The 23,584-nt window shown below is 62.5% G+C and carries 21 protein-coding genes; 18 read left to right on the top strand and 3 right to left on the bottom strand.

Features of this window, described 5'->3' with window-relative positions:
* Positions 1–11: 11 nt before the first annotated feature.
* From phnL to phnE (MHZ97_RS06370), 8 genes are all read left to right on the top strand, one after another.
* On the top strand, positions 12–716 hold the full coding sequence (gene phnL / locus MHZ97_RS06405) for a phosphonate C-P lyase system protein PhnL (protein WP_239314105.1): 705 nt from the start codon (positions 12–14) through the stop codon (positions 714–716).
* Complete coding sequence (gene phnM, locus MHZ97_RS06400) at positions 713–1,849, top strand: alpha-D-ribose 1-methylphosphonate 5-triphosphate diphosphatase (RefSeq protein ID WP_239314107.1); 1,137 nt, start codon at positions 713–715, stop codon at positions 1,847–1,849. The genes phnL and phnM overlap by 4 nt, the downstream gene beginning before the upstream one ends.
* On the top strand, positions 1,849–2,385 hold the full coding sequence (gene phnN / locus MHZ97_RS06395; protein WP_239314108.1) for a ribose 1,5-bisphosphokinase: 537 nt from the start codon (positions 1,849–1,851) through the stop codon (positions 2,383–2,385). The genes phnM and phnN overlap by 1 nt, the downstream gene beginning before the upstream one ends.
* On the top strand, positions 2,382–3,152 hold the full coding sequence (gene phnP / locus MHZ97_RS06390) for a phosphonate metabolism protein PhnP (RefSeq protein WP_239314112.1): 771 nt from the start codon (positions 2,382–2,384) through the stop codon (positions 3,150–3,152). The genes phnN and phnP overlap by 4 nt, the downstream gene beginning before the upstream one ends.
* Before the next feature lie 83 nt (positions 3,153–3,235).
* Positions 3,236–4,066 (top strand): phosphonate ABC transporter ATP-binding protein, encoded by an 831-nt coding sequence (phnC, locus tag MHZ97_RS06385; RefSeq protein ID WP_239314113.1) that lies wholly within the window; start codon positions 3,236–3,238, stop codon positions 4,064–4,066.
* 26 nt (positions 4,067–4,092) lie between these two features.
* On the top strand, positions 4,093–5,019 hold the full coding sequence (gene phnD, locus MHZ97_RS06380) for a phosphonate ABC transporter substrate-binding protein (RefSeq protein ID WP_103796882.1): 927 nt from the start codon (positions 4,093–4,095) through the stop codon (positions 5,017–5,019).
* Between the two features lie 280 nt (positions 5,020–5,299).
* Positions 5,300–6,160 (top strand): phosphonate ABC transporter, permease protein PhnE, encoded by an 861-nt coding sequence (gene phnE / locus MHZ97_RS06375; protein ID WP_103796883.1) that lies wholly within the window; start codon positions 5,300–5,302, stop codon positions 6,158–6,160.
* The gene (phnE, locus tag MHZ97_RS06370; RefSeq protein WP_103796884.1) at positions 6,157–7,041 is read left to right on the top strand and encodes a phosphonate ABC transporter, permease protein PhnE; all 885 of its coding nucleotides are present in this window, start codon (positions 6,157–6,159) and stop codon (positions 7,039–7,041) included. Before phnE (MHZ97_RS06375) ends, phnE (MHZ97_RS06370) begins: the two co-directional genes overlap by 4 nt.
* On the opposite strand, the gene MHZ97_RS06365 is transcribed toward phnE (MHZ97_RS06370), so the two are convergent.
* Positions 6,995–9,571: an ATP-binding protein gene (locus MHZ97_RS06365; protein WP_239314114.1), complete on the bottom strand. Its 2,577-nt coding sequence runs from the start codon at positions 9,569–9,571 to the stop codon at positions 6,995–6,997. The genes phnE (MHZ97_RS06370) and MHZ97_RS06365 overlap by 47 nt on opposite strands.
* Positions 9,572–9,713: 142 nt before the next feature.
* On the opposite strand from MHZ97_RS06365, the gene MHZ97_RS06360 reads away from it, so the two are divergent.
* From MHZ97_RS06360 to MHZ97_RS06350, 3 genes are all read left to right on the top strand, one after another.
* Positions 9,714–11,228, top strand: a complete 1,515-nt coding sequence (locus MHZ97_RS06360; RefSeq protein WP_224481712.1) for a sugar ABC transporter ATP-binding protein — start codon at positions 9,714–9,716, stop codon at positions 11,226–11,228.
* Between the two features lie 13 nt (positions 11,229–11,241).
* The gene (locus MHZ97_RS06355; RefSeq protein WP_103796887.1) at positions 11,242–12,222 is read left to right on the top strand and encodes a ribose ABC transporter permease; all 981 of its coding nucleotides are present in this window, start codon (positions 11,242–11,244) and stop codon (positions 12,220–12,222) included.
* 69 nt (positions 12,223–12,291) lie between these two features.
* The gene (locus tag MHZ97_RS06350) at positions 12,292–13,230 is read left to right on the top strand and encodes an ABC transporter substrate-binding protein (RefSeq protein ID WP_103796888.1); all 939 of its coding nucleotides are present in this window, start codon (positions 12,292–12,294) and stop codon (positions 13,228–13,230) included.
* A gap of 30 nt (positions 13,231–13,260) precedes the next feature.
* Here MHZ97_RS06350 and MHZ97_RS06345 read toward each other — a convergent pair whose 3' ends face one another.
* The gene (locus tag MHZ97_RS06345; protein ID WP_103796889.1) at positions 13,261–13,995 is read right to left on the bottom strand and encodes a winged helix-turn-helix domain-containing protein; all 735 of its coding nucleotides are present in this window, start codon (positions 13,993–13,995) and stop codon (positions 13,261–13,263) included.
* A 428-nt stretch (positions 13,996–14,423) separates the two neighbouring features.
* Here MHZ97_RS06345 and MHZ97_RS06340 point away from each other — a divergent pair, with 428 nt between their 5' ends.
* Positions 14,424–15,722, top strand: coding sequence for an NCS2 family permease (locus MHZ97_RS06340; protein ID WP_239314116.1), 1,299 nt, complete (start codon positions 14,424–14,426; stop codon positions 15,720–15,722).
* A gap of 321 nt (positions 15,723–16,043) precedes the next feature.
* Positions 16,044–16,634, top strand: coding sequence for a hypothetical protein (locus tag MHZ97_RS06335; protein WP_239314118.1), 591 nt, complete (start codon positions 16,044–16,046; stop codon positions 16,632–16,634).
* 75 nt (positions 16,635–16,709) lie between these two features.
* Here the strand turns inward: MHZ97_RS06335 and MHZ97_RS06330 are convergent, their stop codons facing one another.
* Positions 16,710–18,164 carry an AMP nucleosidase gene (locus MHZ97_RS06330; RefSeq protein WP_239314120.1) on the bottom strand — a complete coding sequence of 485 codons (1,455 nt, stop codon included), beginning with the start codon at positions 18,162–18,164 and terminating at the stop codon, positions 16,710–16,712.
* A 348-nt stretch (positions 18,165–18,512) separates the two neighbouring features.
* On the opposite strand from MHZ97_RS06330, the gene MHZ97_RS06325 reads away from it, so the two are divergent.
* The 5 genes from MHZ97_RS06325 (at position 18,513) to MHZ97_RS06305 (ending at position 23,521) form a co-directional block, all read left to right on the top strand.
* A complete protein-coding gene (locus tag MHZ97_RS06325) occupies positions 18,513–19,628 on the top strand; it encodes a branched-chain amino acid ABC transporter substrate-binding protein (protein WP_239314122.1) in 1,116 nt (371 codons plus the stop codon).
* An 83-nt stretch (positions 19,629–19,711) separates the two neighbouring features.
* Positions 19,712–20,626 (top strand): branched-chain amino acid ABC transporter permease LivH, encoded by a 915-nt coding sequence (locus MHZ97_RS06320; RefSeq protein WP_239314124.1) that lies wholly within the window; start codon positions 19,712–19,714, stop codon positions 20,624–20,626.
* A 10-nt stretch (positions 20,627–20,636) separates the two neighbouring features.
* Positions 20,637–21,911 (top strand): high-affinity branched-chain amino acid ABC transporter permease LivM, encoded by a 1,275-nt coding sequence (gene livM, locus MHZ97_RS06315; RefSeq protein WP_375337764.1) that lies wholly within the window; start codon positions 20,637–20,639, stop codon positions 21,909–21,911.
* Complete coding sequence (locus MHZ97_RS06310; RefSeq protein WP_239314131.1) at positions 21,904–22,779, top strand: ABC transporter ATP-binding protein; 876 nt, start codon at positions 21,904–21,906, stop codon at positions 22,777–22,779. The genes livM and MHZ97_RS06310 overlap by 8 nt, the downstream gene beginning before the upstream one ends.
* Positions 22,772–23,521, top strand: a complete 750-nt coding sequence (locus tag MHZ97_RS06305) for an ABC transporter ATP-binding protein (RefSeq protein ID WP_239314133.1) — start codon at positions 22,772–22,774, stop codon at positions 23,519–23,521. The genes MHZ97_RS06310 and MHZ97_RS06305 overlap by 8 nt, the downstream gene beginning before the upstream one ends.
* Positions 23,522–23,584: the final 63 nt, after the last annotated feature.

Raw genomic sequence — 23,584 nt, 5'->3', positions numbered from 1 at the left:
CGGATAACCCCATGAACATACAACTGCGCGTCGAGAATCTGTGCAAAACCTTTGTGCTGCACAACCAGGGAGGGGCTGAACTGCCGGTTTTGCAAAACGCTTCGCTTGAGGTGGCTGCGGGGGAAGTGGTGGTGCTGCACGGCCGCTCCGGCAGCGGCAAATCGACGCTGCTGCGCGCGCTCTACGGCAACTATCAGGCCAACAGCGGCCATATCTGGCTGCGCCACGACGGCGCATGGATCGATATGGCGCACGCCCCGGCGCGTCAAATGCTGGCGATGCGCCGCGACACCCTCGGCTGGGTCAGTCAGTTTCTGCGCGTGATCCCGCGCGTCCCGACGCTGGAAATCGTGATGCAGCCGCTGCTGGAGCGCGGCGTGGCGCGCGCCTTTTGCGAGAAGCGCGCAAAAGAGTTGCTGACGCGGCTTAACGTGCCGTCGCGCCTCTGGTCGCTGGCCCCCTCGACCTTCTCCGGCGGTGAGCAGCAGCGCGTCAATATCGCGCGCGGCTTTATCGCCGACTATCCGGTGCTGCTGCTGGACGAGCCGACCGCCTCGCTGGATAAGACCAACAGCACAGCGGTGGTGGAGCTGATCGAGCAGGCGCGCGCGCGCGGCGCGGCGATTGTCGGCATTTTTCACGATGAAGCGGTGCGCGAACGGGTGGCGGATCGCCTGCACGTTATGCAGCCGGTTAACAGCGGAGCGGAAGCATGATTATCAACCATGTTCACCTGATTCTGGAAAATGAGCTGGTGGCGGGATCGCTGGAGATACGTGACGGCCTGATCGCCAGCTTTAGCGAAACCCCGAGCCGCCAGCCCGGCGCGCTGGACGGCGAGGGCGGCTATCTGCTGCCCGGCCTGGTGGAGCTGCACACCGACAATCTCGATAAGTTTTTCGCCCCGCGGCCGAAGGTGGACTGGCCCGCCCACTCGGCGATGAGCAGCCACGACGCACTCATGGTGGCCAGCGGCATCACCACGGTGCTGGACGCCATCGGCGTCGGCGACGTGCGCGACGGCGGCCATCGTCTCGATAACCTGAGCAAAATGATCAACGCCATCCGCGACAGCAACCGCAAAGGGTTGAACCGCGCCGAGCATCGGCTCCACCTGCGCTGCGAGCTGCCGCATCACGCCACGCTGCCGCTGTTCGAGGCGCTGATGAGCACCCCGGAGCTGTCGCTGGTGTCGCTGATGGATCACTCGCCGGGCCAGCGGCAGTACGCCTCGCTGGAGAAGTACCGCGAATATTACCAGGGCAAATACGCGCTCAACGACCAGCAGATGGATGCCTTTGAGCAGGAGCAGCTGACGCTGGCGGCACAGTGGTCGCAGCCGAACCGCGAGGGGATCGCCGCGCTCTGCCGCGCGCGCAATATCGCCATTGCCAGCCACGACGACGCCACCGAGGCGCACGTTGAGGAGTCGCACGGCGTCGGCAGCGCCATCGCCGAGTTTCCGACCACGCTGGCGGCGGCGCGCGCCTCGCGCGCCAGAGGGATGCAGATCCTGATGGGCGCGCCCAATATCGTGCGCGGCGGCTCTCACTCCGGCAACGTCGCCGCCTGGGCGCTGGCGGCGGAGGGGCTGCTCGATATTCTCTCCTCCGACTACTATCCGGCATCGCTGCTCGACGCGGCGTTCCGCCTCGCCGCCGACGAGCGTAATCCGCTTATGCTGCCGCAGGCGTTGGCGCTGGTGACGTGCAATCCGGCGCGCGCCCTCGGCCTGACGGATCGCGGCACGATCGCCGAAGGCCGCCGCGCCGATCTGGTGCTGGCGCATACCGACCACGGCCATCCGCATATTCGTCACGTCTGGTCGCAGGGCAGGCAGGTCTACTGATGGCGCGCCTGATCTGGCTTATCGGGCCGTCAGGCTCGGGCAAAGACAGCCTGCTCAACGCGCTGCGCGAAGCGCCGCCGCCCAATCTGCTGATCGCGCATCGCTATATCACGCGGGCGGCGGACGCGGGCGGCGAGAACCATATCGCCCTGACCGAAGCGGAGTTTACGCGCCGCGCGGCGCAGGGGCTGTTTGCCCTGCGCTGGACGGCGCACGGCCTGCACTACGGCCTCGGGCTGGAGATCGACCTCTGGCTGGCGCGCGGCCACCAGGTGCTGGTCAACGGCTCGCGCCACCATCTGCCGCAGGCGCAGGCGCGCTACGGCGCGCGGCTGCTGCCGCTCTGCCTGACGGTGGCGCCGGAGGTGCTGGCGGCGCGTCTGCGCCAGCGCGGGCGGGAGAGCGAGAGCGATATCGCGCGGCGGCTGGATCGCGCTGCGCACGCGCCGCCGGCGGGCTGCTACCTGCTGAACAACAACGGCGCGCTGTCGCAGACCCTGCTGCAGCTGCGCCAGCTGCTGGAGCCGCTGCCATGAAGCTGACCTTTCTTGGTACCGGCGGGGTGACCGCCGCGCCGCTTTTCGGCTGCGACTGCGCCGCCTGCATGCGGGCGCGCGCCGACGCCAAAAGGCGACGCGCCCCCTGCAGCGCGCTGATCGAGGTGGGCGGCGAGCGCATCCTGCTCGACGCCGGACTGCCGCTGCTGGCGGAGCGCTTCGCGCCCGGCGAGCTGTCGCGCATTTTGCTGACCCACTACCATATGGATCACGTACAGGGGCTGTTCGCGCTGCGCTGGGGGCTGGGGGCGGCGATCCCCGTCTGGGGGCCGCCGGACGAGCGGGGCTGCGACGATCTCTTTAAGCATCCCGGCCTGCTCGATTTTCGCCCGTCGCTGACGCCCTTTGTGCCGCATCTTTTCGGCGCGCTGCAGGTGACGCCGCTGCCGCTGCAGCACTCAAAGCTGACGCACGGCTACCTGTTTGACTGGCACGGCGCGCGGCTCGCCTGGCTGTGCGATACCTGCGGCCTGCCGCCCGACACCGACGATTTTCTCACCGGCCAGCGCATCGATGAGCTGGTGATCGACTGCAACGATCCGCCGTCGCCCGCTGCGCGCAACCATAACGATCTGACGCGCGCGCTGGCGATTGTCGAGCGGCTTGCGCCGCGGCGCGCCTGGCTGACGCATCTGTCGCATCAGATGGATAACTGGTTTGCAAACAATCCTTTGCCTCCGTCTCTCTTCGCGGCTGCCGACGGCCTAACGCTGTCGCTGAGCGCGGACGACCCTGTCACCGTTTGATCATCTCGCTGTCATCAGAGAGTCATCACGCCGGGCCGTAATAGGCGTCAACTTACACCTTGTCAACGCATACGGAGTGAATCATGGCACAGGCACTGTTAAGAACCGTGGTGGACAACAGCAGCGCGCCCCTTAGCCCGCCAGCAGAGAAGGTGCTGTCGGTGCAGGGGCTGGGCAAGCGCTGGGGCGAGAACCGCGTGCTGGACAATGTCAGTTTTGATCTGCATGCGGGAGAAATGGTCGCCGTAATCGGCCGCTCGGGCGCAGGCAAATCGACGCTGCTGCATATGCTTAACGGCACCATCGACGCCTCTGAAGGGGCGGTTTACAGCCTGCGCAACGGCGAAGCCGAGCGCAACCTGCTGACCCTCAGCAGCCGTCAGCTGCGGCAGTGGCGCAGCGAATGCGGCATGATTTTTCAGGACTTCTGCCTGGTGCCGCGCCTCGATGTGCTGACCAACGTGCTGCTGGGCCGTCTTAGCCAGACCTCAACGCTGAAATCCTTTTTTAAAGTCTTCTCTGACAGCGACCGCGCCCATGCTATCGAACTGCTGCAGTGGATGAATATGCTGCCGCAGGCGCTGCAGCGCGCCGAGAACCTGTCGGGCGGGCAGATGCAGCGCGTGGCCATCTGCCGCGCCCTGATGCAGAACCCGAAAATCCTGCTGGCCGACGAGCCGGTGGCGTCGCTCGATCCCAAAAATACCAAACGCATCATGGATGTGCTGCGCCAGGTCAGCGAGCAGGGCATCAGCGTGATGGTAAACCTCCATTCGGTTGAGCTGGTGAAAAGCTACTGCACGCGCGTCATCGGTATTCAGCGCGGCAAAGTGCTGTTCGACGGCCATCCGGCGCACCTGACCGACAGCCTGCTGCAACAGCTCTACGGCGATGAAATCAATCAGCTTCACTAACCTCCACGGCAAGAGACAAAACTCGAATGAAACTGACTTTATTAGCATTACTGACCAGCGTAGTGACCTTTGGCGTGAACGCAGCGGATGCACCGAAAGAGCTGAATCTGGGCATTCTCGGCGGGCAGAACGCCACCCAGCAGATTGGCGATAACCAGTGCGTGAAGGACTTTTTTGATAAGGAACTCAACGTCGACACGAAGCTGCGCAACTCCTCCGACTACGCCGGCGTTATTCAGGGACTGCTGGGCGGCAAGATCGATATGGTGCTGAGCATGTCGCCTGCCTCTTACGCCTCGGTCTACCTGCAGGATGCCAAAGCTGTGGATATCGTCGGCATTCTGGTGGATGACAAAGATGGCTCGAAAGGCTATCACTCGGTGGTGATTGTGAAAAACAGCAGCCCCTATAAGAAGCTGGAAGACCTGAAGGGCAAATCCTTTGGCATGGCCGACCCGGACTCCACCTCCGGCTTCCTGATGCCGAACCAGGCGTTTAAAAAGCAGTTCGGCGGCAGCGTGGATGACAAGTACAACGGCTTCTTCTCCAGCGTGACCTTTTCCGGCGGCCACGAGCAGGACATCCTCGGCGTGCTGAACAATCAGTTCGACGGCGCGGTGACCTGGAGTTCGCTGGTGGGCGACTATAACAGCGGCTACAGCGCTGGCGCCTTTGGTCGCCTGATCCGCATGGATCACCCCGATCTGATGAAGCAGATCCGCATTATCTGGCAGTCGCCGCTGATCCCCAACGGCCCGCTGCTGGTGAGCAATAAGTTGCCCGCCGATTTCAAACAGAAAGTGGTCGAGACGATTAAGAAGCTGGATAAAGAGCAGCACGCCTGCTTCGTGAAGGCCGTGGGCGGCGCGCAGCATATTGGCCCGGCGTCAGTGGCGGACTATCAGAATATTATCGATATGAAGCGCGATCTGGCGAAAGGGCAGCGCGGCTAAGGGCGTTACCCGGCGCTGATGCGGGTAACAGGGTGAGATCGCAAAGACGCAGGGGAGGGCATCCCTGCCGGCCAGGCCCGCGCGGATACGCACCTCATCCTTGAGGTGCGCCCGTTACCGGGCCAGCGCGCTGCGCTGTTCAACAACGCTCGCGGCGTTTTTGTCCCTGCGCGGGCCGCGTTGCTCTTCTCACCCTGTACCCCGCTGAGTAAGCCGATCTGCGGCCTGAGAATCTGCCTGTTGCACGCTCAAAATTCTTTTATTACGCAGGAATCTACTTTTGACTGACTTCGAACGCTACTACCAACGCATCCGCAGCCAGCAGAAACGCGACACGCTGCTCTGGTCGCTGGTGCTGGTGACGCTCTACCTCGTCGCAGGCAACCTGTCAGAGTTCAGCCTGACCACGCTGTGGCTATCGCTGCCGCACTTCTTCGACTACCTGTGGCAAACCCTGCCGGTGCTGCACGTCGCCACGCTGTTCGACGGCGTGAAGACCGAAGGATCGCTCGCTTACTGGGGCTACCGCCTCCATTTCCAGCTGCCGCTCATCTGGGAAACCCTGCAGCTGGCGCTGGCATCCACCGTTGTGGCGGTCTGTATCGCCGCCGTGCTGGCCTTTTTTGCCGCCGATAACACCCAAACCCCGCCTGGTTTGCGCGTTGCCATTCGCGCCTTTGTCGCCTTTTTGCGCACCATGCCGGAGCTGGCCTGGGCGGTGATGTTCGTGATGGCGTTCGGTATCGGCGCCATTCCCGGCTTCCTCGCGCTGGCGCTGCACACCATCGGCAGCCTGACCAAACTCTTCTACGAGGCGATTGAAAGCGCCTCCGATAAGCCAGTGCGCGGGCTGGCCGCCTGCGGCGCCAGCAAGCTGCAGCGCATGCGCTTCGCCTTCTGGCCACAGGTGAAGCCGATCTTTCTCTCCTACAGCTTTATGCGGCTGGAGATCAACTTTCGCTCATCAACCATTCTGGGGCTGGTGGGCGCGGGCGGCATCGGCCAGGAGCTGATGACCAATATCAAACTCGATCGTTACGATCAGGTCAGCATCACGCTGCTGCTGATTATCCTGGTGGTGTCGCTGCTGGACAGCTGTTCCGGCCGGCTGCGCCGCCGCGTCGTGGAGGGAGCATCATGATGTCGCTGGCGCCGGATATCGGCAAAATCAGACGGGAAAATGGCGCGCTGTTCGCCGCGCAGCCGCGCTATTTGCGGCGACTCGCGCTGGCGGCGGCGGCCATTCTGCTTTACTACCTCTACTTCTTTGAGTTTTACGGCATTGAGTGGAGCCGCGCCGCGCTGGGCGCCCAGCAGCTGGGACGCTATTTTCTGCGTATGTTCGTCTGGCACGATTTTGTTAACTGGCCGTTTGGCTACTATTTCTCACAAATCGGTATCACGCTGGCGATCGTTTTCGCCGGGACGCTGACCGCGTCCCTTATCGCGCTGCCGCTCTCGTTTTTCGCCGCGCGCAACGTGATGCACGACCGCGCCATGCGGCCCATCGCCTGGGCGGTGCGTCGCCTGCTCGATCTGCTGCGCGGCATCGATATGGCGATATGGGGGCTGATTTTTGTGCGCGCCGTCGGCATGGGGCCGCTGGCGGGCGTGCTGGCGATTGTGATGCAGGATGTCGGCCTGCTGGGCAAGCTCTACTCGGAAGGGCACGAGGCGGTAGAGCGCTCGCCGAGCCGCGGTCTGAGTGCGGTCGGCGCCAACAGCCTGCAGAAGCACCGCTTCGGCATCTTTACCCAGTCGTTTCCCCATTTCCTGGCGCTCAGCCTCTATCAGATCGAATCCAATACCCGCTCGGCGGCGGTGCTGGGCTTTGTCGGCGCGGGCGGCGTCGGGCTGGTCTACGCCGAGAATATGCGCCTGTGGAACTGGGACGTGGTGATGTTTTTAACCCTGATCCTCGTGGCGGTGGTGATGATTATGGATGCGCTCTCCAGCCGCCTGCGCAAGCGCTATATCAGCGGCAAGCCGGTGCCGCTCTGGCAGCCTGCCGCGCGCGACTGAGACGCTCGCTGCGCTGCCAGGCGCGCGCCAGCGCCTGCGCCAGCTGCGCGCTGCGCCAGGGTTTTGCCAGCCGCTCGCACAGCGGCAGCGCCACCGGCTGCAGGCGCAGATCCTGCCCGCTGATCAGCAGCGTCGCCAGCTGCGGCCACTGCTGCTGCGCCTGGCGGATCACCTCGGCGCCGTTCAGCCCGCCGGGCAGCATCAGATCGCTGATCAGCAGATCGATATCGGGGGTCTGGCGCAGCAGCGCCAGCGCCTCTTCGCCGCTGGCGCACTCCAGCGTCACGTAGCCAAGCTGGTGCAGATGCTCGCACAGCGTCTGGCGCACCGCCGGTTCGTCATCCAGCACCAGAATCAGCTTATCGCACGGGGCGGATGGCACCACCGGCGCGGCTGGCGCGGGGGCGACGGCGCTCTCTGGGGCGCGCGGCAGCAGCAGACGCACGGTGGTTCCCTGGCCGGGCGCGGTGTCGATCTCAATCTGGCCCCCTGACTGGCGCACAAAGCCATACACCATCGACAGCCCCAGCCCGCTGCCGCTGCCGGTCTCTTTGGTGGTGAAAAAGGGCTCGAACACCTGTGCCCGCACCTCTGGCGTCATGCCGCAGCCCTGGTCGATCACCTCAATCACTACGCGCTCGCCCTGTTCGCGCTGCTGGCTGGCGATGCGCAGGCGGATCTCGCCGCTTTTTTGCTGCATGGCGTCGCGCGCGTTCACCACCAGATTCATCAGTGCGTTCTCCAGCTGACTGGCGTCGATCCAGGCGAGCCAGCCGGGCCGCGGCGCCTCGACCGTCAGGCGCTGGCCGGGCAGCAGCGAGTGCTGCAGCAGGTTCTGCAGCTCCTCCACCAGCTGCGTCACCGACACGGCGCGCGGATGCAGCGCCTGCTTGCGCGAAAAGGCCAGTAGCCGCTGGGTGAGCAGGGCGGCGCGATCCGCTGCCTGACGGGCGCGGTCGATGCGGCTCGCCAGGCTGCCCGGCGGCAGCTGCCCCTGGGTCAGCGCCAGGCTGCCGATAATCACCGCCAGCAGGTTATTGAAGTCGTGTGCGATACCGCCGGTCAGCTGGCCAACCGCTTTCATCTTCTGGCTGTGTACCAGCGCCTCCTCCAGCGCCTTGCGCGCGGTGCGCTCCAGCACGGTATTGACGATGCCGCGACGCGGCACCGGGCTAAAGCGCAGCTCCAGCGTGCGGCCATCCGCCAGCCGCACCTCCTGCGGCTCGCCCGGATGCTGCAGATCCACGCCCACCCGCTTCAGCAGCTGGCGATAGTGCAGGCCGCGATGCAGCGCCTGCTCGGGCAGCCCCAGCAGCTGGGGATACTGCGCATTCCACACCACCAGCTGGCCGTGGTTATCAAACAGCGCAAAGCCGTCGCGCATCGCCAGAAAGGTGGACTCAAGCTGACTGCTCTTCTCTTTGAGCAGGCGGGAGGTGTGCGCCAGCGACGCGGTATTGCGGGCGAAAACGTTAAAGGCGCGCGCCAGATCGCCCAGTTCGTCGCGCCGCTGCAGACCCGGCACCGCAACGCGCTTCTCTCCCTGCGCCAGCCGCGTCATGGCGTCGGCGATGGCGGTCAGGCTGGAGCCGAGATTGCGGTAGATATAGATCCCGGCATAGCCGGTGATCGCCAGCGCCAGCAGGGCGAACAGCGCGATAAACAGGATCACCGAGTTGAGTTCGCGGTGGGTTTCCGCGCTGCGCATTTCGCTCTGCTGCGCCACCTGCTGCACGCAGGCGGTGATGTCGTCGTTGAGCGCCGCCACCAGCGCTTTGATGCGGTAGGTGGAATAGGCGATAGCCAGATCGTTCTCCGCCAGCCGATCCGCCAGCGGCCGCAGCGACTGCTGGGTCGCGATCAGGCGGGCGATTTTCTCATCCAGCACCACCTCGCCCGCCTCTGGCCGCCAGGCTGCCATCACCTGCTGCAGCTGATCGACCACCGCAACCGGGGACGGGGTGCGGATCGCCGCCGCCAGCAAGCGCTCGGTCTGCTGGCGCAGCGCCGCCGGAGGGCCGCGCCGCACCGCGAGCTGGTTAATATGGTCAAGCAGCAGCTGCGACTGCCACAGGCCGCTGAGCAGGGCGTTGCGCTGCAGGTGGCGCTGATGGCCGTTGATCAGCAGCTGCGTGATGGTCTGCTCCAGCATCAGGCTGCGCGCGCGAATGCGCGCCACCCGCGCCGTCTGACGCGCGGCAAGCGGCGCCGAGGCAAGCAGCGACAGCGACTGCTGCAGCGCCTGTTGCGTCTGCTGCAGTCGCTGCGATTCGCTCTGATACTCAAGCGCGCCCACCACCTGCGACAGGCGCACCGCCGCCGTGGCGACGCTGGCGGTATCGCGCGCCAGCGCCAGGCTGGCGCTCATATCGCTCAGGGTTTGCGCCTGCGCCTGCTCCTGAATGCGCCCGGCGTGGCGAAAGCCGAGTATCGCTACCGCACTCACCATCAGCGTGACGCACACCACCAGCAGGTTAAACAGCAGCAGGCGGCCGCGCGCGCCCGCCTGCCAGAGATGTTGATGCCGCATATCGCGCCTCCGCCCGCCCTCAGTGAGGCGAGTATAGGGCGCGGCCCGGGCGCATTTATGACAAATATGAACGGCCGCTGACATTTTCCATTTATCTGGCGTTGCTTTACTCAGCCCTAACCACGGTTATCTGGAGCGGCCCATGACAGCCACACCGATTCTGCAAATGCGCGAAATCACGCGGCGCTTCGGCCAGTTTTATGCGCTTAAGGGCGTCGATCTGACGGTCTATGCTGGCGAAATCCACGCGCTGATGGGGGAGAACGGCGCAGGCAAAAGTACCCTGATGAAGATCCTCGCCGGCGCCTACAGCGCCACCAGCGGTGAGATCCTGATCGACGGTCGCCCCTGTGTGATCAGAGGGCCGAAAGAGGCGCTGGCGGCAGGCATTACCCTGATTTATCAGGAGATCAATCTGGCCCCCAACCTCACGGTGGCGGAGAACATCTTTCTCGGCAGCGAAATCACGCGCGGCGGGCTGATTCGGCGTCGCCAGATGGCCGAGGAGGCGCAGCAGGTGATCGATCGGCTCGGCGCGCAGTTTAGCGCCACCGACCGCGTCAGCCGCCTCAGCATTGCCGAACAGCAGCAGGTTGAGATCGCCCGCGCGCTGCACCGCCACAGCCGCATTCTGGTGATGGATGAACCCACCGCCGCGCTGAGCAACCGCGAAACCGAGCAGCTGTTCGCGCTCATCAAGCGCCTGCGCGCGGAAGGCATGGCGATTATCTATATCAGCCATCGTATGGCGGAGGTCTATGAGCTCTCCGATCGCGTCAGCGTGCTGCGCGACGGGCAGTATGTCGGCAGCCTGACCCGCGACACGCTTAACGCCAGCGAGCTGGTGCGCATGATGGTGGGCCGTCCGCTCAGCGATCTCTTTAACAAGGATCGCACCATCCCGTTCGGCGATATTCGCCTGGCGGTCAATCACCTCACCGACGGCGGCAAGGTGCGGCCGAGCAGCCTGGCGGTGCGCGCCGGCGAGATCGTCGGGCTCGCCGGGCTGGTGGGTGCAGGACGCAGCGAGCTGGCGCAGCTGATTTTTGGCGTGCGTAAGCCGAGCGGCGGCGAGATCTGGATTGACGGGCAGCAGGTGACAATCCATTCGCCGCGCGACGCCATTGCGCGTGGCATCGGCTTTCTCACTGAAAACCGCAAAGAGCAGGGGCTGTTTCTGGAGATGGCGGCGCAGGAGAACATTGTGATGGCGACGCTGGAGCGCGACGCCAGCTACGGGCTGCTTAACCGACGCAAAGGCAGAAAGATCGCCGGCGACGCCATCGCCACGCTTAACATCCGCGTGCCGCATGCGCAGGTGCGGGCGGGGGGCCTCTCCGGCGGCAACCAGCAGAAGCTGCTGATTTCGCGCTGGGTATCGATTGGGCCGCGCATCCTGATCCTCGATGAGCCGACGCGCGGCGTCGACGTCGGCGCCAAAAGCGAAATCTACCGCATGATGAACCAGATGGCGCAGCAGGGGGTGGCGATCCTGATGATCTCCAGCGAGCTGCCGGAAGTGGTCGGCATGAGCGATCGGGTTTATGTGATGCGCGAAGGCACCATCGCCGGTGAGCTGGATAAAGAGCAGATCAGCCAGGAAAACATAATGACGCTGGCCACCGGGGCGCATACCGCCTCGCCGCTGGAAATATAAGGAGAAGAGAGCGATGACAGAAACCACGCGGGCGAAACCGCCCACCGTTAAGCGGGCGCTGATAGGCGACATGCTGCAAACCGTCGGCATTCTGCCGATTCTGGTGCTGATTGTGGTGGTGTTCGGCTTTGTCGCGCCGAACTTCTTCACCGAGGGCAATCTGCTCAATATTACCCGCCAGGCCTCGATTAATATCGTACTGGCGGCCGGTATGACCTTTGTGATCCTCACCGGCGGCATCGACCTTTCGGTGGGCTCAATGCTGGGCACCACGGCGGTGGTGGCGATGGTTGCCTCGCTCGATCCCATGCTCGCCGGCATGACTATCCCCATGGCGCTCGGCGCTGGCCTGGTGATGGGGCTGTTTAACGGCATACTGGTCGCCTGGGCCGGCTTGCCGCCTTTTATCGTTACCCTTGGCACCTATACGGCGCTGCGCGGCGCCGCCTATCTGCTGGCAAACGGCACCACGGTGATTAACTCCGATATCAGCTTTGAATGGATAGGCAACGGCTATCTCGGCCCGGTGCCCTGGCTGATCGTTATCGCCTTCGCGGTGATCGCCGTCTGCTGGTTTATCCTGCGCCGCACCACGCTGGGCGTTCATATCTACGCGGTGGGCGGCAATATGCAGGCGGCGCGTCTCACCGGGATTAAAGTCAGCGCGGTACTGCTGTTCGTTTACGCCATGAGCGGGCTGCTCTCCGGGCTAGGCGGGCTGATGTCGGCGTCGCGTCTCTATAGCGCCAACGGCAACCTCGGCGTCGGCTATGAACTGGACGCCATCGCCGCGGTGATCCTCGGCGGCACCAGCTTCGTCGGCGGCATCGGCACCATTACCGGCACCCTGATCGGCGCGCTGATTATCGCCACGCTCAACAACGGCATGACGCTGATGGGGGTCTCCTATTTCTGGCAGTTGGTGATCAAAGGCGCGGTGATCATTATTGCGGTGCTGATCGACAAATATCGCACCCGGCACCACGTCTCCTGAGCGCGGCGCCCTCTTTTTACCCTCCGCCATTCAGCCGTTGGCGATTCTAATAACAGCAGGAGAAGGTCTATGCGTTTTAATCCGATCGTAACCGGGCTGCTGGCGGCAACGCTGTTCAGCGCCTCCTTCGCCCAGGCGAAAGATCTTAAATCCATCGGCGTCACCGTCGGCGATCTCGCCAACCCGTTTTTCGTGCAGATTACCAAAGGCGCGGAGATGAAAGCGCGTGAGCTGGCGGGCGACAAGGTCAACGTGACGCTGGTCTCCAGCGGCTACGATCTGGGCCAGCAGGTGGCGCAGATCGATAACTTTATCGCGGCGAAAGTCGACATGATTATTCTGAACGCCGCCGATTCCAAAGGCATCGCGCCGGCGGTGAAACGCGCCCGCGACGCTGGCATCGTGGTGGTGGCGGTCGACGTGGCGGCTGACGGCGCCAACGCTACCATTACCTCAGACAACACCCAGGCGGGGGAGATGGCCTGTAAATATATCGCCGATCGCCTGAAGGAGAAGGGCAACGTATTGATTATCAATGGCCCGCCGGTTTCCGCCGTGCAGAACCGGGTTGAGGGCTGTATGACCGAGCTGAAACGCCATCCTGAGATCAAGCTGCTCTCCTGGAACCAGAACGCCAAGGGCAGCCGTGAAGGGGGGCTGGAAGTGATGACGGGTCTGCTGTCGGCCAATCCGAAGGTGGATGCGGTGTTCGCTATCAACGATCCCACGGCGATCGGTGCCGATCTGGCGGCGAAACAGGCACAGCGCAACGAATTCTTTATTGTCGGCGTCGACGGATCGCCCGACGGCGAAGAGGCGCTGAAGCGTAAGAACTCGCTGTTCGTCGCTACGCCGGCGCAGGATCCACAGGTGATGGCGGCAAAAGCGGTGGAGATCGGCTATGACATTCTGCAGGGCAAACCGGCACCCGATAAGCCGGTGCTGATCCCGGTTTCCCTGATCGATCGCGACAATGTGGGCAGCTACAAAGGCTGGACGGTGAAATAGCGCCGGGCGCGCGCCCGGCTGTTCGCCCCGTCAGGCGCTCAGCCGGACGGCTTCCGGACGCGTCACATCGGCGGAAAAGACATAGCCGAGGCCGCGAATAGTGCGGATCAAACTGGGCTGATGCGGATTCGTTTCGATTTTGCGCCGCAGCCGCATTATCAGCACGTCGATGGTGCGATCGAAAACGTCCAGGCTTTCGCCGTGGGTCAGCTCCAGCAGCTGATCGCGCGTCAGCACCTTGCGCGCGTGGCGCACCAGCGCGCGCAGCAGCGCATATTCGCCCTGCGTCAGCGGCACCGCTTCGCGCTGCGGATTGAGCAGCTGACAGCGCGCCTCATCCAGCTGCCAGCCGTTAAAGCGCCAGCCGCTCTCCACCGTCTCCGGCGATATCAGCCGTCCGCCGCGCCGCAGCGCCGCGCGCGCTCTCGCCACCACCACGCGCGGATTAAAAGGCTTGGCGATATAGTCATCCGCGCCCATCTCCAGCCCGACCACCATTTCCGCTTCGGAGCCCATGCCGGTCAGCATGATCACCAGCAGATCGGGGCGCTGGCGCTGCAGCTGTTGCAGCACCAGCAGGCCGTTGGTATCGGGCAGCATCATATCCAGCATCACCAGCGCGATATCGCCGTGCTGCGCCAGCAGCGCCGGCGCGTCCCGGCCATAGTGGCAGCAGTAAACGCTAAACTGTTGCGCATTCAGCACATCCTGCAGCAGTTCGCAGACGGCTTTATCATCATCGATAACCAGAATGGCGGGCTTCATGCAGGGCGACCTCAAGGTTAAAAAAAGGTTAACAAGAGTGTACACGGCGCGATTTGCGCCGCCCTGACAAGCGATGGAAACGTGAGCGATATCGCCCTCGGCTTTGCTGAAGCGTGCGTTGGCGCAGAATTTTGCGCAGCGCAGAGGGGGCGATGAAAACGATTGCGCGGAAGCGGGGCAATGCACCATAATCGCGCCTTGTTTTGGTTCAGATTTCTCTTAGAAAATGCCGGGCCTGGCGAGGTAAACGATTGCGTTTCCCGCTGGCATAGCGCTTGCTATGACTTCAGGCCTTATGGAGATTCAGGGCGTGACGACAGCGTCCGTCAGCATGCAGCGGCGCGTCGTGCGGTACCACAATAATCAGCATGTAACCCACACTGGCAAGTGAGAACGCGCATTCGTGCCGTCTCCGCTCTTGAGAGATGATGATGTTAGAAAAACTATTCAAGCTAAAAGCGCATAACACGACGGTTCGCACCGAAGTGGTCGCCGGGATCACCACCTTCCTGGCGATGGCCTATATCCTGTTTGTTAACCCCAGCATTTTGGGCGCAACCGGGATGGATAAAGGCGCGGTGTTCGTTGCCACCTGTCTGGCGGCGGCGATCGGATCGGTACTGATGGGGCTGATCGCCAACTACCCGATCGCGCTGGCGCCCGGCATGGGGCTGAACGCCTTCTTCACCTATACCGTCGTGCTGCATATGGGTTACACCTGGCAAATCGCGCTGGGCGCGGTGTTTTTGTCGGCGGTGATCTTCTTCGCACTGTCGATTTTTAAAATTCGCGAGTGGATTATCGCCAGCATTCCGCTGCCGCTGCGCGCCGGGATTGCGGCGGGCATCGGGCTGTTCCTGGCGCTGATCGCGCTGGAAGGCGCGGGCATCGTGGTGGATAACCCGGCAACGCTGGTTGGTCTGGGCGATCTCACGAAGCCGGGCCCGCTGCTGGCGCTGCTGGGCTTTGTGGTGATTGTGGTGCTGGAGGCACGTCGCGTCACCGGCGCGGTGCTGATTGGCATCCTGCTGATCACCTTTATTTCGATGGGCATCGGCCTGTCGCCCTTTGCTGGCATCTTCTCCGCGCCGCCCTCTATCGCGCCTACCTTTATGCAGCTGGATATCGCCGGCGCCTTTAACGTCGGCCTGGTTAGCGTGATTTTCGCCTTTCTGTTTGTCGACGTGTTCGACAATACCGGCACGCTGCTGGGAGTGACTAAACGCGCCGGGCTGGCGGACGAGCAGGGCAATATCCCGAAGATGGGGCGCGCGCTGGTGGCCGATAGCGCCGCGGCGCTGTTTGGCTCGCTGCTCGGTACCTCGACCACCACCAGCTATGTGGAATCTGCAGCTGGCGTGAGCGCGGGCGGACGCACCGGCTTAACGGCGGTCGTGGTCGCTATCCTGTTCCTGCTGGCGCTGTTTTTCTCGCCGCTGGCGGGCAGCGTTCCGGTCTACGCGACGGCGCCGGCGCTGCTGTTTGTCGCGGTGCTGATGACCTCCGGGCTGGCGGAGATTGACTGGAAAGATATTACTACCGCGGCGCCGGTCACCGTTACCGCGCTGACCATGCCGCTGACTTACTCCATCGCCAACGGCATCGCCTTCGGCTTTATCACCTGGACCGTGGTGAAGCTGCTGAGCGGCCGCACGAAAGAGATTAATGCGGCGCTGGTGATCCTTTCACTGCTGTTCGTGATCAAGCTGGGCTGGCTCAGCGCCTGATAGCGATCGCCGCGCCGGCGCAGGCTGGTGCGGTTTTATCCTTTTACTGCGCGCAAGACGTAAACCGTCTTGCGCGCATTTTTTTGTCCTGCTCCTGTATGTTTGCGTAGCGGCTTCCAGAATGGGTCAGAAAGGGTGTTAACTCTGCTGGCGCAGCGCTACCCTGCCAGCGCTAATTCGAGAGGCGCATCAATCGCCATTTATAACGGAATTAGCGGAACGGGGAATGTTTACTGGGCGGTAATCTGGTTAAATACCCAGCAGTCTGGGGACGCACCGGTGACGTGACTGTAAGGCGTAACAGGGAAAGGAGAGAATAGTATGGAACTGCCGTTAAGCCCTCTTCCGCGCAGGTTTGCCTGTCCCCTCATCCCTCTTCAGCAATCAGGAGGCGATCCTGTGGAGCGATTGACCAAACGCGTTGAGCGGCTTGAGCTGGATACGCAACAGATAAAAACAGACCTGGCGGTACTGACCGAACGTTCGCAACATTTCGCCACGAAAACGGATGTTGAAGGCCTGCGTACCGAACAGTTCAGGATGCGATGTGAAATGCTTGAAGGCTTCGCCCAGACGGCAGCCCAGTTTGCGCGTATTGATGAGAGGTTTGCGCGCGTCAGTGACTGGAGCGGGCAGGTCGACAATAATTTTGCCGCCATTGACAAGCACTTTGAGCGGATTCATCAACAGTTCGAACGCGTTGACAAAAAGTTTGAGCGTATTGATGAAAGGTTTGAGCGGGTCGACGAAAAGTTTGAACGTATGAACGAGAAGTTTGAGCGCCTGGACGGAAAGTTTGAGCGCGTCGACGAAAAGTTTGACCGCCTTAACGATCGCATTACCTGGACGCTGATGGTGCCAGCTGTGCTCGCCGTGCTCGGCTGGCTGGCGAGAGAATTCTGGATGAGGTAGAGAGACGAAACCTGCTGCGTCTCTCTACATCGGGTTAAGGCAGAGCACGAGCGGTGGTCCCCGTGCTCTGAACCATTAACGGAACGGCGGTTCGTTAAAGGTACGCAGCTTGCGTGAATGCAGCTTATCTCCTTCGGCGCGCAGCAGCTCTACCGCGCAAATGCCGATTTGCAGATGCTCTGAAATCGCCCCTTCATAAAAGCGGTTTGCCTGCCCTGGCAGCTTGATTTCGCCATGCAGCGGCTTATCCGAGACGCAGAGCAGCGTGCCGTAAGGGACGCGGAACCGATAGCCCTGTGCTGCAATCGTGGCGCTCTCCATATCCACCGCCACCGCGCGGCTCAGGTTAAAGCGCAGCGCCGAGGCGGAGTAGCGCAGCTCCCAGTTGCGATCGTCCGTCGTTACCACGGTGCCGGTGCGCAGACGCTGCTTAACCTCTTCTCCCGGCATATTGCTCACTGCTTTGGTAGCGTCATAGAGCGCGCGCTGCACTTCCGCGATGCTTGGCACCGGAATATCGGGCGGTAAGACGCTGTCGAGCACGTGGTCGTCGCGCAGGTAGGCGTGCGCCAGCACATAGTCGCCGATGCGCTGGCTTTCGCGCAGGCCGCCGCAGTGGCCGATCATCAGCCAGGCGTGCGGTCGCATTACCGCAAGGTGATCGCAGATGGTTTTGGCATTGGACGGGCCGACGCCGATATTTACCAGCGTGATGCCGCGGCGGCCAGGCGAGGTGAGATGCCAGGCGGGCATCTGATGCTTTTTCCACGCCAGATCCAGCATCGCCGCATCGCTCTCCGCCGTCTCGGCGGTGATCACCGCGCCGCCCGCGCAGGCCAGGCTGTCATAGTCGCTGGCGGGATCGCGCACCTGCTCTGTTGCCCAGCGAACAAAGTCATCCACATAGCGCGTGTAGTTGGTGAACAGCACAAACGGCTGGAAATGCTCTACCGAGGTACCGGTGTAGTGGCGCAGGCGTGCCAGAGAGAAGTCGGTGCGCAGCGCATCGAAGTGAGACAAAGGGAAAACCGCGTCTGGATTAAACAGGCCGTCGGCGGTTTCATCGCCGATCTGTGACAGCTCAGTGGTCGGGAAGTGACGCGCGATAGTGGCGCTCATGGTGCGGTCCAGCGACAGATCGGAACCGTCGATGACGTAAGGATAGGGGATCTCCTGGCTGGACGGGCCGACCTGAATCTCAACCTCATACTCTTTTTCCAGCATCGCCAGCTGTTCGCTGAGATAGTGACGCAGCAGCGCCGGACGCGTGATGGTGGTGCTGTAGCTGCCGGTATGGGTAAAGCGTCCCCAGGCGCGCGTGCGGTTTTGCTGCGGCCCTTCGCCGCGCCAGGTAATGCGCAGCTCGGGGTAGACAAAGAGTCCCTGGCGACGCGCTTCCGCCTCGGGGAGCGTGCCCTGTTCGGTATAGGTTTTTATCGCCGCGCGCAGCGCGTTCACCGCGTTGTCGTACAGACGCTCCAGTTCATCCAGCGCCTGCTGGCGGGTAAGGCCGTTCCGTTGTGTAGGCATAAGCTCTCCTGATATTAAGCGATCCTTCCCCACAGCTTAGCGGGTTTGCCGCCGCCGCAAAGCAAGAATCTGTGATCGACCGCATTATGCACCAACAGGGTGCTGGCGTGTTGCCAAACCCCGCCTACGTTTAAATGAATCAGAAGGTGACGTCGTGCGCTGTCGCTGGCGTTGCCACCTTCCTTTGGCGAAATCCCGCCGCCCGATTGGTTCTGGCGAGATTCTTGCTTGCGATTAATAGCGGCCTTCAGCGCCGCGCGTAGCATTCCCGAACCGAATTAAAAAACATTCACCGCTCCTGCGCCGTGGTCTGGCGAACGCAAACTAACTGTGTCGAGGATAGACAGCATGTCTCAGAAACTGATCAAGTTGTCGTTAAACGTCGTAATTGCAGGTTGTTTCGGCGCTGCGCTGAGTGCGCAGGCCGATATAAAAATCGGCGTCGCCGGGCCGTTCTCTGGCCCCAACGCCACCTATGGCGCGCAGTACTGGAAAGGGGCGACGCAGGCAGCGGAGGATATCAACGCGGCGGGCGGCATCAACGGCGAGAAAATCGTGCTGGTGCAGGGAGACGACGCCTGCGAACCCAAACAGGCGGTTGCGGTGGCGAACCGACTTGTCGATCAGGATAAGGTGATGGCGGTCGTCGGCCATTTTTGCTCCTCCAGCACCATGCCCGCCTCGGAGGTCTACGACGACGCCGGCGTGCTGTCGATTACGCCGGGATCCACTAATCCGCAGATCACCGAGCGCGGCATGAAAACCCTGTTTCGCATGTGCGGGCGCGACGACCAGCAGGGCGCCATCGCCGCCACTTTTATGCTCGATAAGCTAAAAGCGAAAAAGGTCGCGATTATCCATGACAAAGATACCTATGGGCAGGGGCTGGCCGACGCCACGAAAGCGGCGCTGGAGAAGCGCGGCGTAAAAGAGGTGATGTATGAGGGCCTGTCGCGCGGCGAGAAAGATTTTAACGCGCTGGTGACCAAAATCGCCCAGGCGAATCCCGACGTGGTCTATTTCGGCGGCTGCCACCCCGAGGCGGGCCCGCTGGTGCGCCAGATGCGCGAGCAGGGCGTTAAAGCTAACTTCTTCTCCGGCGACTGCATCGTGACGCAGGAGCTGGTCACCGCCGCGGGCGGGCCGCAGTACACCAACGGCATCTATATGACCTTCGGCAACGATCCGCGTCAGATCGCCGACGGCAAAGCGGTGATTGAGACATTCCGCAAAGGGGGCTTTGAACCGGAAGGCTATACCCTCTACGCCTACGCCTCTGTTCAGGCGCTGGCTGCCGCCTATAAAGGCGCGGGCAAAGACAATGAGAAAGCCAGCGAATGGCTGAAATCTCACGATGTGCCCACCGTTATGGGTAATAAAGCCTGGGACGGCAAGGGCGATCTGAAAGTGTCCGATTATGTCGTTTATCAGTGGGACGACAAGGGTAAATATCACCAGCTGTAAGCCTGAGCCCGCCCTGCACAGCGCAGGGCGTTTCCTGTCCGGACCGCCCGGTTGCGCGGTCCGCTTTGCGCAGAGACTTCGTTATGGACGCCTTTTTACTTCAGCAACTGATCAACGGGCTGACGCTGGGCGCGGTATATGGCCTGATCGCGATCGGCTACACCATGGTGTACGGCATTATCGGCATGATTAACTTTGCGCACGGCGAGGTCTATATGATCTCCGCCTATCTTTGCGCCATCGGCCTGGCGCTGCTCTCTTTTTTTGGCGTGCACTCTTTTCCGCTGCTGATTTTCGGCACGCTGCTGTTTACCGTGGTGGTGACGGCGGTTTACGGCTGGACCATCGAGCGTATCGCCTACCGGCCGCTGCGCCACTCGACGCACCTCGCGCCGCTCATCTCCGCCATCGGCATGTCGCTTATCTTGCAAAACTACGTGCAGCTGAGCCAGGGACCGAATCAGCAGGGCGTGCCGACGCTGCTCACCGGCGTGCTGCGCTTCGAGTTTGACGGCGGGCTGGTGCAGATCACCTGGACCAAGCTCTTTATTCTCGCCGCCGCCTTCTGCGGCATGGCGCTGCTCACCTGGATTATCCAGTACACCCGCCTCGGCCGTATCTGCCGCGCGGTGCAGCAGGACCGGCGCATGGCGGCTATTCTCGGCATCAATACCGATCGCGTTATCTCGCTGGTCTTCGTGATCGGCGCGGCGATGGCCGGGCTGGCCGGGGTGCTGGTGACGATGAACTACGGCACCTTCGACTTTTACGCCGGGTTTATCATCGGCATCAAGGCGTTCACCGCGGCGGTGCTGGGTGGTATCGGATCGCTGCCTGGCGCGATGCTGGGCGGGCTGCTGCTCGGCGTGGCGGAGGCGCAGTTCGCCGGGCTGGTGAACTCAGACTACAAAGACGTTTTCTCCTTCGCGCTGCTGGTGGTGATCCTTATCTTCCGCCCGCAGGGGCTGCTTGGCCGTCCGCTGGTGGCGAAAGTGTGAGGGCGCAATGATGAGTCGATCTATCAGTGTGTCTCAGGCGCTGCGTGAAACCCTGCTGGCCGGGCTGATTGCGGTGGTGGTGTTCGGACCTGTCGTCGGCGTGGTGCTGAAAGGGTACGCCTTTACGCTCGCCCCCATGCGCGTGGCGCTGCTGGTGGCGGTGGTGATGGCGGGACGGCTACTGCTCAGCCTCTTTTTGCAGACCGGGCGCGGGCGGGCGCTGCTGCGACGCTTCGAAGGTGCGGACGACGGCGTCTACGTGCGCGAACCGGGCTACCGCTCGCGGCTGCGCTGGATCCTGCCGCTGCTGCTGGCGGTGGCGCTGCTGTTTCCCTTTCTCTCCAGCAAATACTTGCTGACCGTGGCGATCCTCGGGCTGATCTACGTGCTGCTGGGACTGGGGCTAAATATCGTGGTGGGGCTGGCGGGGCTGCTCGATCTCGGGTACGTCGCCTTTTACGCCATCGGCGCTTACGGGCTGGCACTCGGCTATCAGTATCTCGGGCTGGGATTCTGGAGCATGCTGCCGCTGGCCGCGCTGCTGGCCGCCTTCGCCGGGGCGCTGCTCGGCTTTCCGGTGCTGCGCATGCACGGCGACTACCTGGCTATCGTTACCCTGGGGTTCGGCGAGATCATCCGCCTGGTGCTGACCAACTGGCTGAGCTTCACCGGCGGGCCGAACGGCGTCTCCGTGCCGTCGCCAACCTTTCTCGGCCTGGAGTTTGGTCGGCGCGCGCGCGAAGGCGGCGTACCTTTTCATGCGTTCTTTCACCTCGACTACAACCCCAATATGAAATTTATCTTTCTCTACGTGGTGCTGGTTCTGGTAGTGACGCTGGTGCTGTTTATCAAGCACCGCCTGACGCGTATGCCGGTCGGACGCGCGTGGGAGGCGCTGCGTGAAGATGAGATCGCCTGTCGCGCGATGGGGTTAAATCATGTGCTGGTGAAGCTGTCGGCCTTTATGCTCGGCGCCTCGACGGCGGGCATCGCGGGCGTCTTTTTCGCCAGCTATCAGGGATTCGTCAATCCGACCTCGTTTACCTTCTTCGAGTCGGCGCTGATCCTCGCCATTGTGGTGCTGGGCGGTATGGGATCGACGCTCGGCGTGGTGCTGGCGGCCTTTGTGCTGACGGTGGCGCCAGAGCTGCTGCGCAGCTTTGCCGAATACCGCGTGCTGCTGTTCGGTATGCTGATGGTGGTGATGATGATCTGGCGGCCGCGCGGACTGGTGCGCACCAGCCGCGTCGGCGTCGCGCCGCGCAAAGGAGTTCGCCATGAGTGACGCTATCCTTCAGGTCGATCATCTGATGATGCGCTTCGGCGGCATCAGGGCGCTTAACGACGTCAGCCTGCGCGTGCAGCGCGGTTCGGTTACCTCGCTAATCGGCCCCAACGGCGCGGGCAAAACCACGGTCTTTAACTGCCTGACCGGCTTCTACCGCGCCAGCGGCGGCCGCATTTTGCTGAACGCCCAGTCGCGCAGCACCGATGTGATTCAAATTCTCGGCCAGAAAATCGAGCCGCAGGACTGGCTGCGGCCGACGCAGCTGGGTTCACGGCTCTGGTACAAGATGTTCGGCGGCGCACACCTGGTGAACCGCGCCGGGCTGGCGCGCACCTTTCAGAATATCCGCCTGTTTCGCGAAATGTCAGTGATTGAGAACCTGCTGGTGGCGCAGCATATGCTGGCGAACCGCAATTTGCTGGCGGGCATTTTCAATACCCGCGGCTATCGCGAGGCGGAGAGCCGCGCGCTCGATCGCGCCTTCTACTGGCTGGAAACGGTGGATCTGACGCAGACGGCCAACCGGCTGGCCGGCACGCTCTCCTATGGCCAGCAGCGGCGGCTGGAGATTGCGCGCGCCATGTGTACCCAGCCGGAGCTTATCTGCCTCGACGAGCCGGCGGCGGGACTCAATCCCGTGGAGACCGAGGCGCTGAGCGCAATTCTGCACCGTCTGCGCGCTGACCACCGTATCAGCGTGCTGCTGATCGAGCACGACATGCCGATGGTAATGGCAATCTCTGACCATATCGTGGTGCTCGACCACGGCGACGTTATCGCCCAGGGCGCGCCGCGACAGATCCAGCAGGACCCGCGCGTGATTGCCGCCTATCTTGGCGCAGAAGAGGAGGATGTTGATGGCTGAACCGATGCTGAAGTTTGACGCGGTCGATCTCTATTACGGCCCGGTGCAGGCGCTGAAAAAGGTGTCGCTCAGCGTGCAGCCCGGCGAGACCGTGGCGCTGATCGGCGCCAACGGCGCCGGCAAATCGACGCTGCTGATGTCGATTTTCGGCCAGCCGCGCATCGCACAGGGTGAAATCTACTTTCAGGGAGAACCTGTCAGCCAGCGCTCGACCCATTTTATCGCCGCCCGCGGCATCGCCCAGGCGCCGGAAGGGCGGCGGATTTTTGCCGATATGACGGTTGAGGAGAATCTGCAGATGGGCACCATCGCCATCGGCAGCGCGCATCAGAAAAGCGATCTGGCGCGGATGTATGAGCTCTTTCCGCGCCTGCTGGAGCGGCGCAGGCAGCGGGCGATGACCCTTTCCGGCGGCGAGCAGCAGATGCTGGCGATCGCCCGCGCGCTGATGAGCCGGCCGAAGCTGCTGCTGCTCGACGAGCCGAGCCTCGGGCTGGCGCCGATTGTGGTTAAGCAGATCTTCGCGATTCTGCGCGAGCTGACGCAGCAGGGCATGACGCTGTTTCTGGTCGAGCAAAATGCCCGTCATGCGTTAGCTATCGCCGATCGCGGCTATGTGATGGCTAACGGCGAGATCCGCCTCAGCGGCAGCGGCCGGGAGCTGCTCAATAATGAAGAGGTGCGCAGCGCCTATCTGGGCGGCGCGGCAGCCGCTGCGGTAAACGACGAGAAAAGAGTGTAATAATGATTGAAAAATCAGGGAAACGCTTTGCATAAATAGATAAGCGGACTCATCATTAGAACT

The sequence above is a fragment of the Pantoea sp. ACRSC genome (assembly GCF_022346785.1).
In the GTDB taxonomy this organism is placed as follows: domain Bacteria; phylum Pseudomonadota; class Gammaproteobacteria; order Enterobacterales; family Enterobacteriaceae; genus Pantoea; species Pantoea alvi.
Note: the sequence above shows the minus strand (reverse complement) of the source record. Positions and strands in the feature narration are given on the sequence as shown.

Excerpts from the sequence above, each read along its gene's own strand:
- phnL (WP_239314105.1), top strand. The coding sequence starts at position 12 with ATGAACATACAACTGCGCGTCGAGAATCTGTGCAAAACCTTTGTGCTG.
- phnM (WP_239314107.1), top strand. The coding sequence starts at position 713 with ATGATTATCAACCATGTTCACCTGATTCTGGAAAATGAGCTGGTGGCG.
- phnN (WP_239314108.1), top strand. The coding sequence starts at position 1,849 with ATGGCGCGCCTGATCTGGCTTATCGGGCCGTCAGGCTCGGGCAAAGAC.
- phnP (WP_239314112.1), top strand. The coding sequence starts at position 2,382 with ATGAAGCTGACCTTTCTTGGTACCGGCGGGGTGACCGCCGCGCCGCTT.
- phnC (WP_239314113.1), top strand. The coding sequence starts at position 3,236 with ATGGCACAGGCACTGTTAAGAACCGTGGTGGACAACAGCAGCGCGCCC.
- phnD (WP_103796882.1), top strand. The coding sequence starts at position 4,093 with ATGAAACTGACTTTATTAGCATTACTGACCAGCGTAGTGACCTTTGGC.
- phnE (WP_103796884.1), top strand. The coding sequence starts at position 6,157 with ATGATGTCGCTGGCGCCGGATATCGGCAAAATCAGACGGGAAAATGGC.
- MHZ97_RS06365 (WP_239314114.1), bottom strand. The coding sequence starts at position 9,571 with ATGCGGCATCAACATCTCTGGCAGGCGGGCGCGCGCGGCCGCCTGCTG.
- MHZ97_RS06360 (WP_224481712.1), top strand. The coding sequence starts at position 9,714 with ATGACAGCCACACCGATTCTGCAAATGCGCGAAATCACGCGGCGCTTC.
- MHZ97_RS06355 (WP_103796887.1), top strand. The coding sequence starts at position 11,242 with ATGACAGAAACCACGCGGGCGAAACCGCCCACCGTTAAGCGGGCGCTG.
- MHZ97_RS06350 (WP_103796888.1), top strand. The coding sequence starts at position 12,292 with ATGCGTTTTAATCCGATCGTAACCGGGCTGCTGGCGGCAACGCTGTTC.
- MHZ97_RS06345 (WP_103796889.1), bottom strand. The coding sequence starts at position 13,995 with ATGAAGCCCGCCATTCTGGTTATCGATGATGATAAAGCCGTCTGCGAA.
- MHZ97_RS06340 (WP_239314116.1), top strand. The coding sequence starts at position 14,424 with ATGATGTTAGAAAAACTATTCAAGCTAAAAGCGCATAACACGACGGTT.
- MHZ97_RS06335 (WP_239314118.1), top strand. The coding sequence starts at position 16,044 with ATGGAACTGCCGTTAAGCCCTCTTCCGCGCAGGTTTGCCTGTCCCCTC.
- MHZ97_RS06330 (WP_239314120.1), bottom strand. The coding sequence starts at position 18,164 with ATGCCTACACAACGGAACGGCCTTACCCGCCAGCAGGCGCTGGATGAA.
- MHZ97_RS06325 (WP_239314122.1), top strand. The coding sequence starts at position 18,513 with ATGTCTCAGAAACTGATCAAGTTGTCGTTAAACGTCGTAATTGCAGGT.
- MHZ97_RS06320 (WP_239314124.1), top strand. The coding sequence starts at position 19,712 with ATGGACGCCTTTTTACTTCAGCAACTGATCAACGGGCTGACGCTGGGC.
- livM (WP_375337764.1), top strand. The coding sequence starts at position 20,637 with ATGAGTCGATCTATCAGTGTGTCTCAGGCGCTGCGTGAAACCCTGCTG.
- MHZ97_RS06310 (WP_239314131.1), top strand. The coding sequence starts at position 21,904 with ATGAGTGACGCTATCCTTCAGGTCGATCATCTGATGATGCGCTTCGGC.
- MHZ97_RS06305 (WP_239314133.1), top strand. The coding sequence starts at position 22,772 with ATGGCTGAACCGATGCTGAAGTTTGACGCGGTCGATCTCTATTACGGC.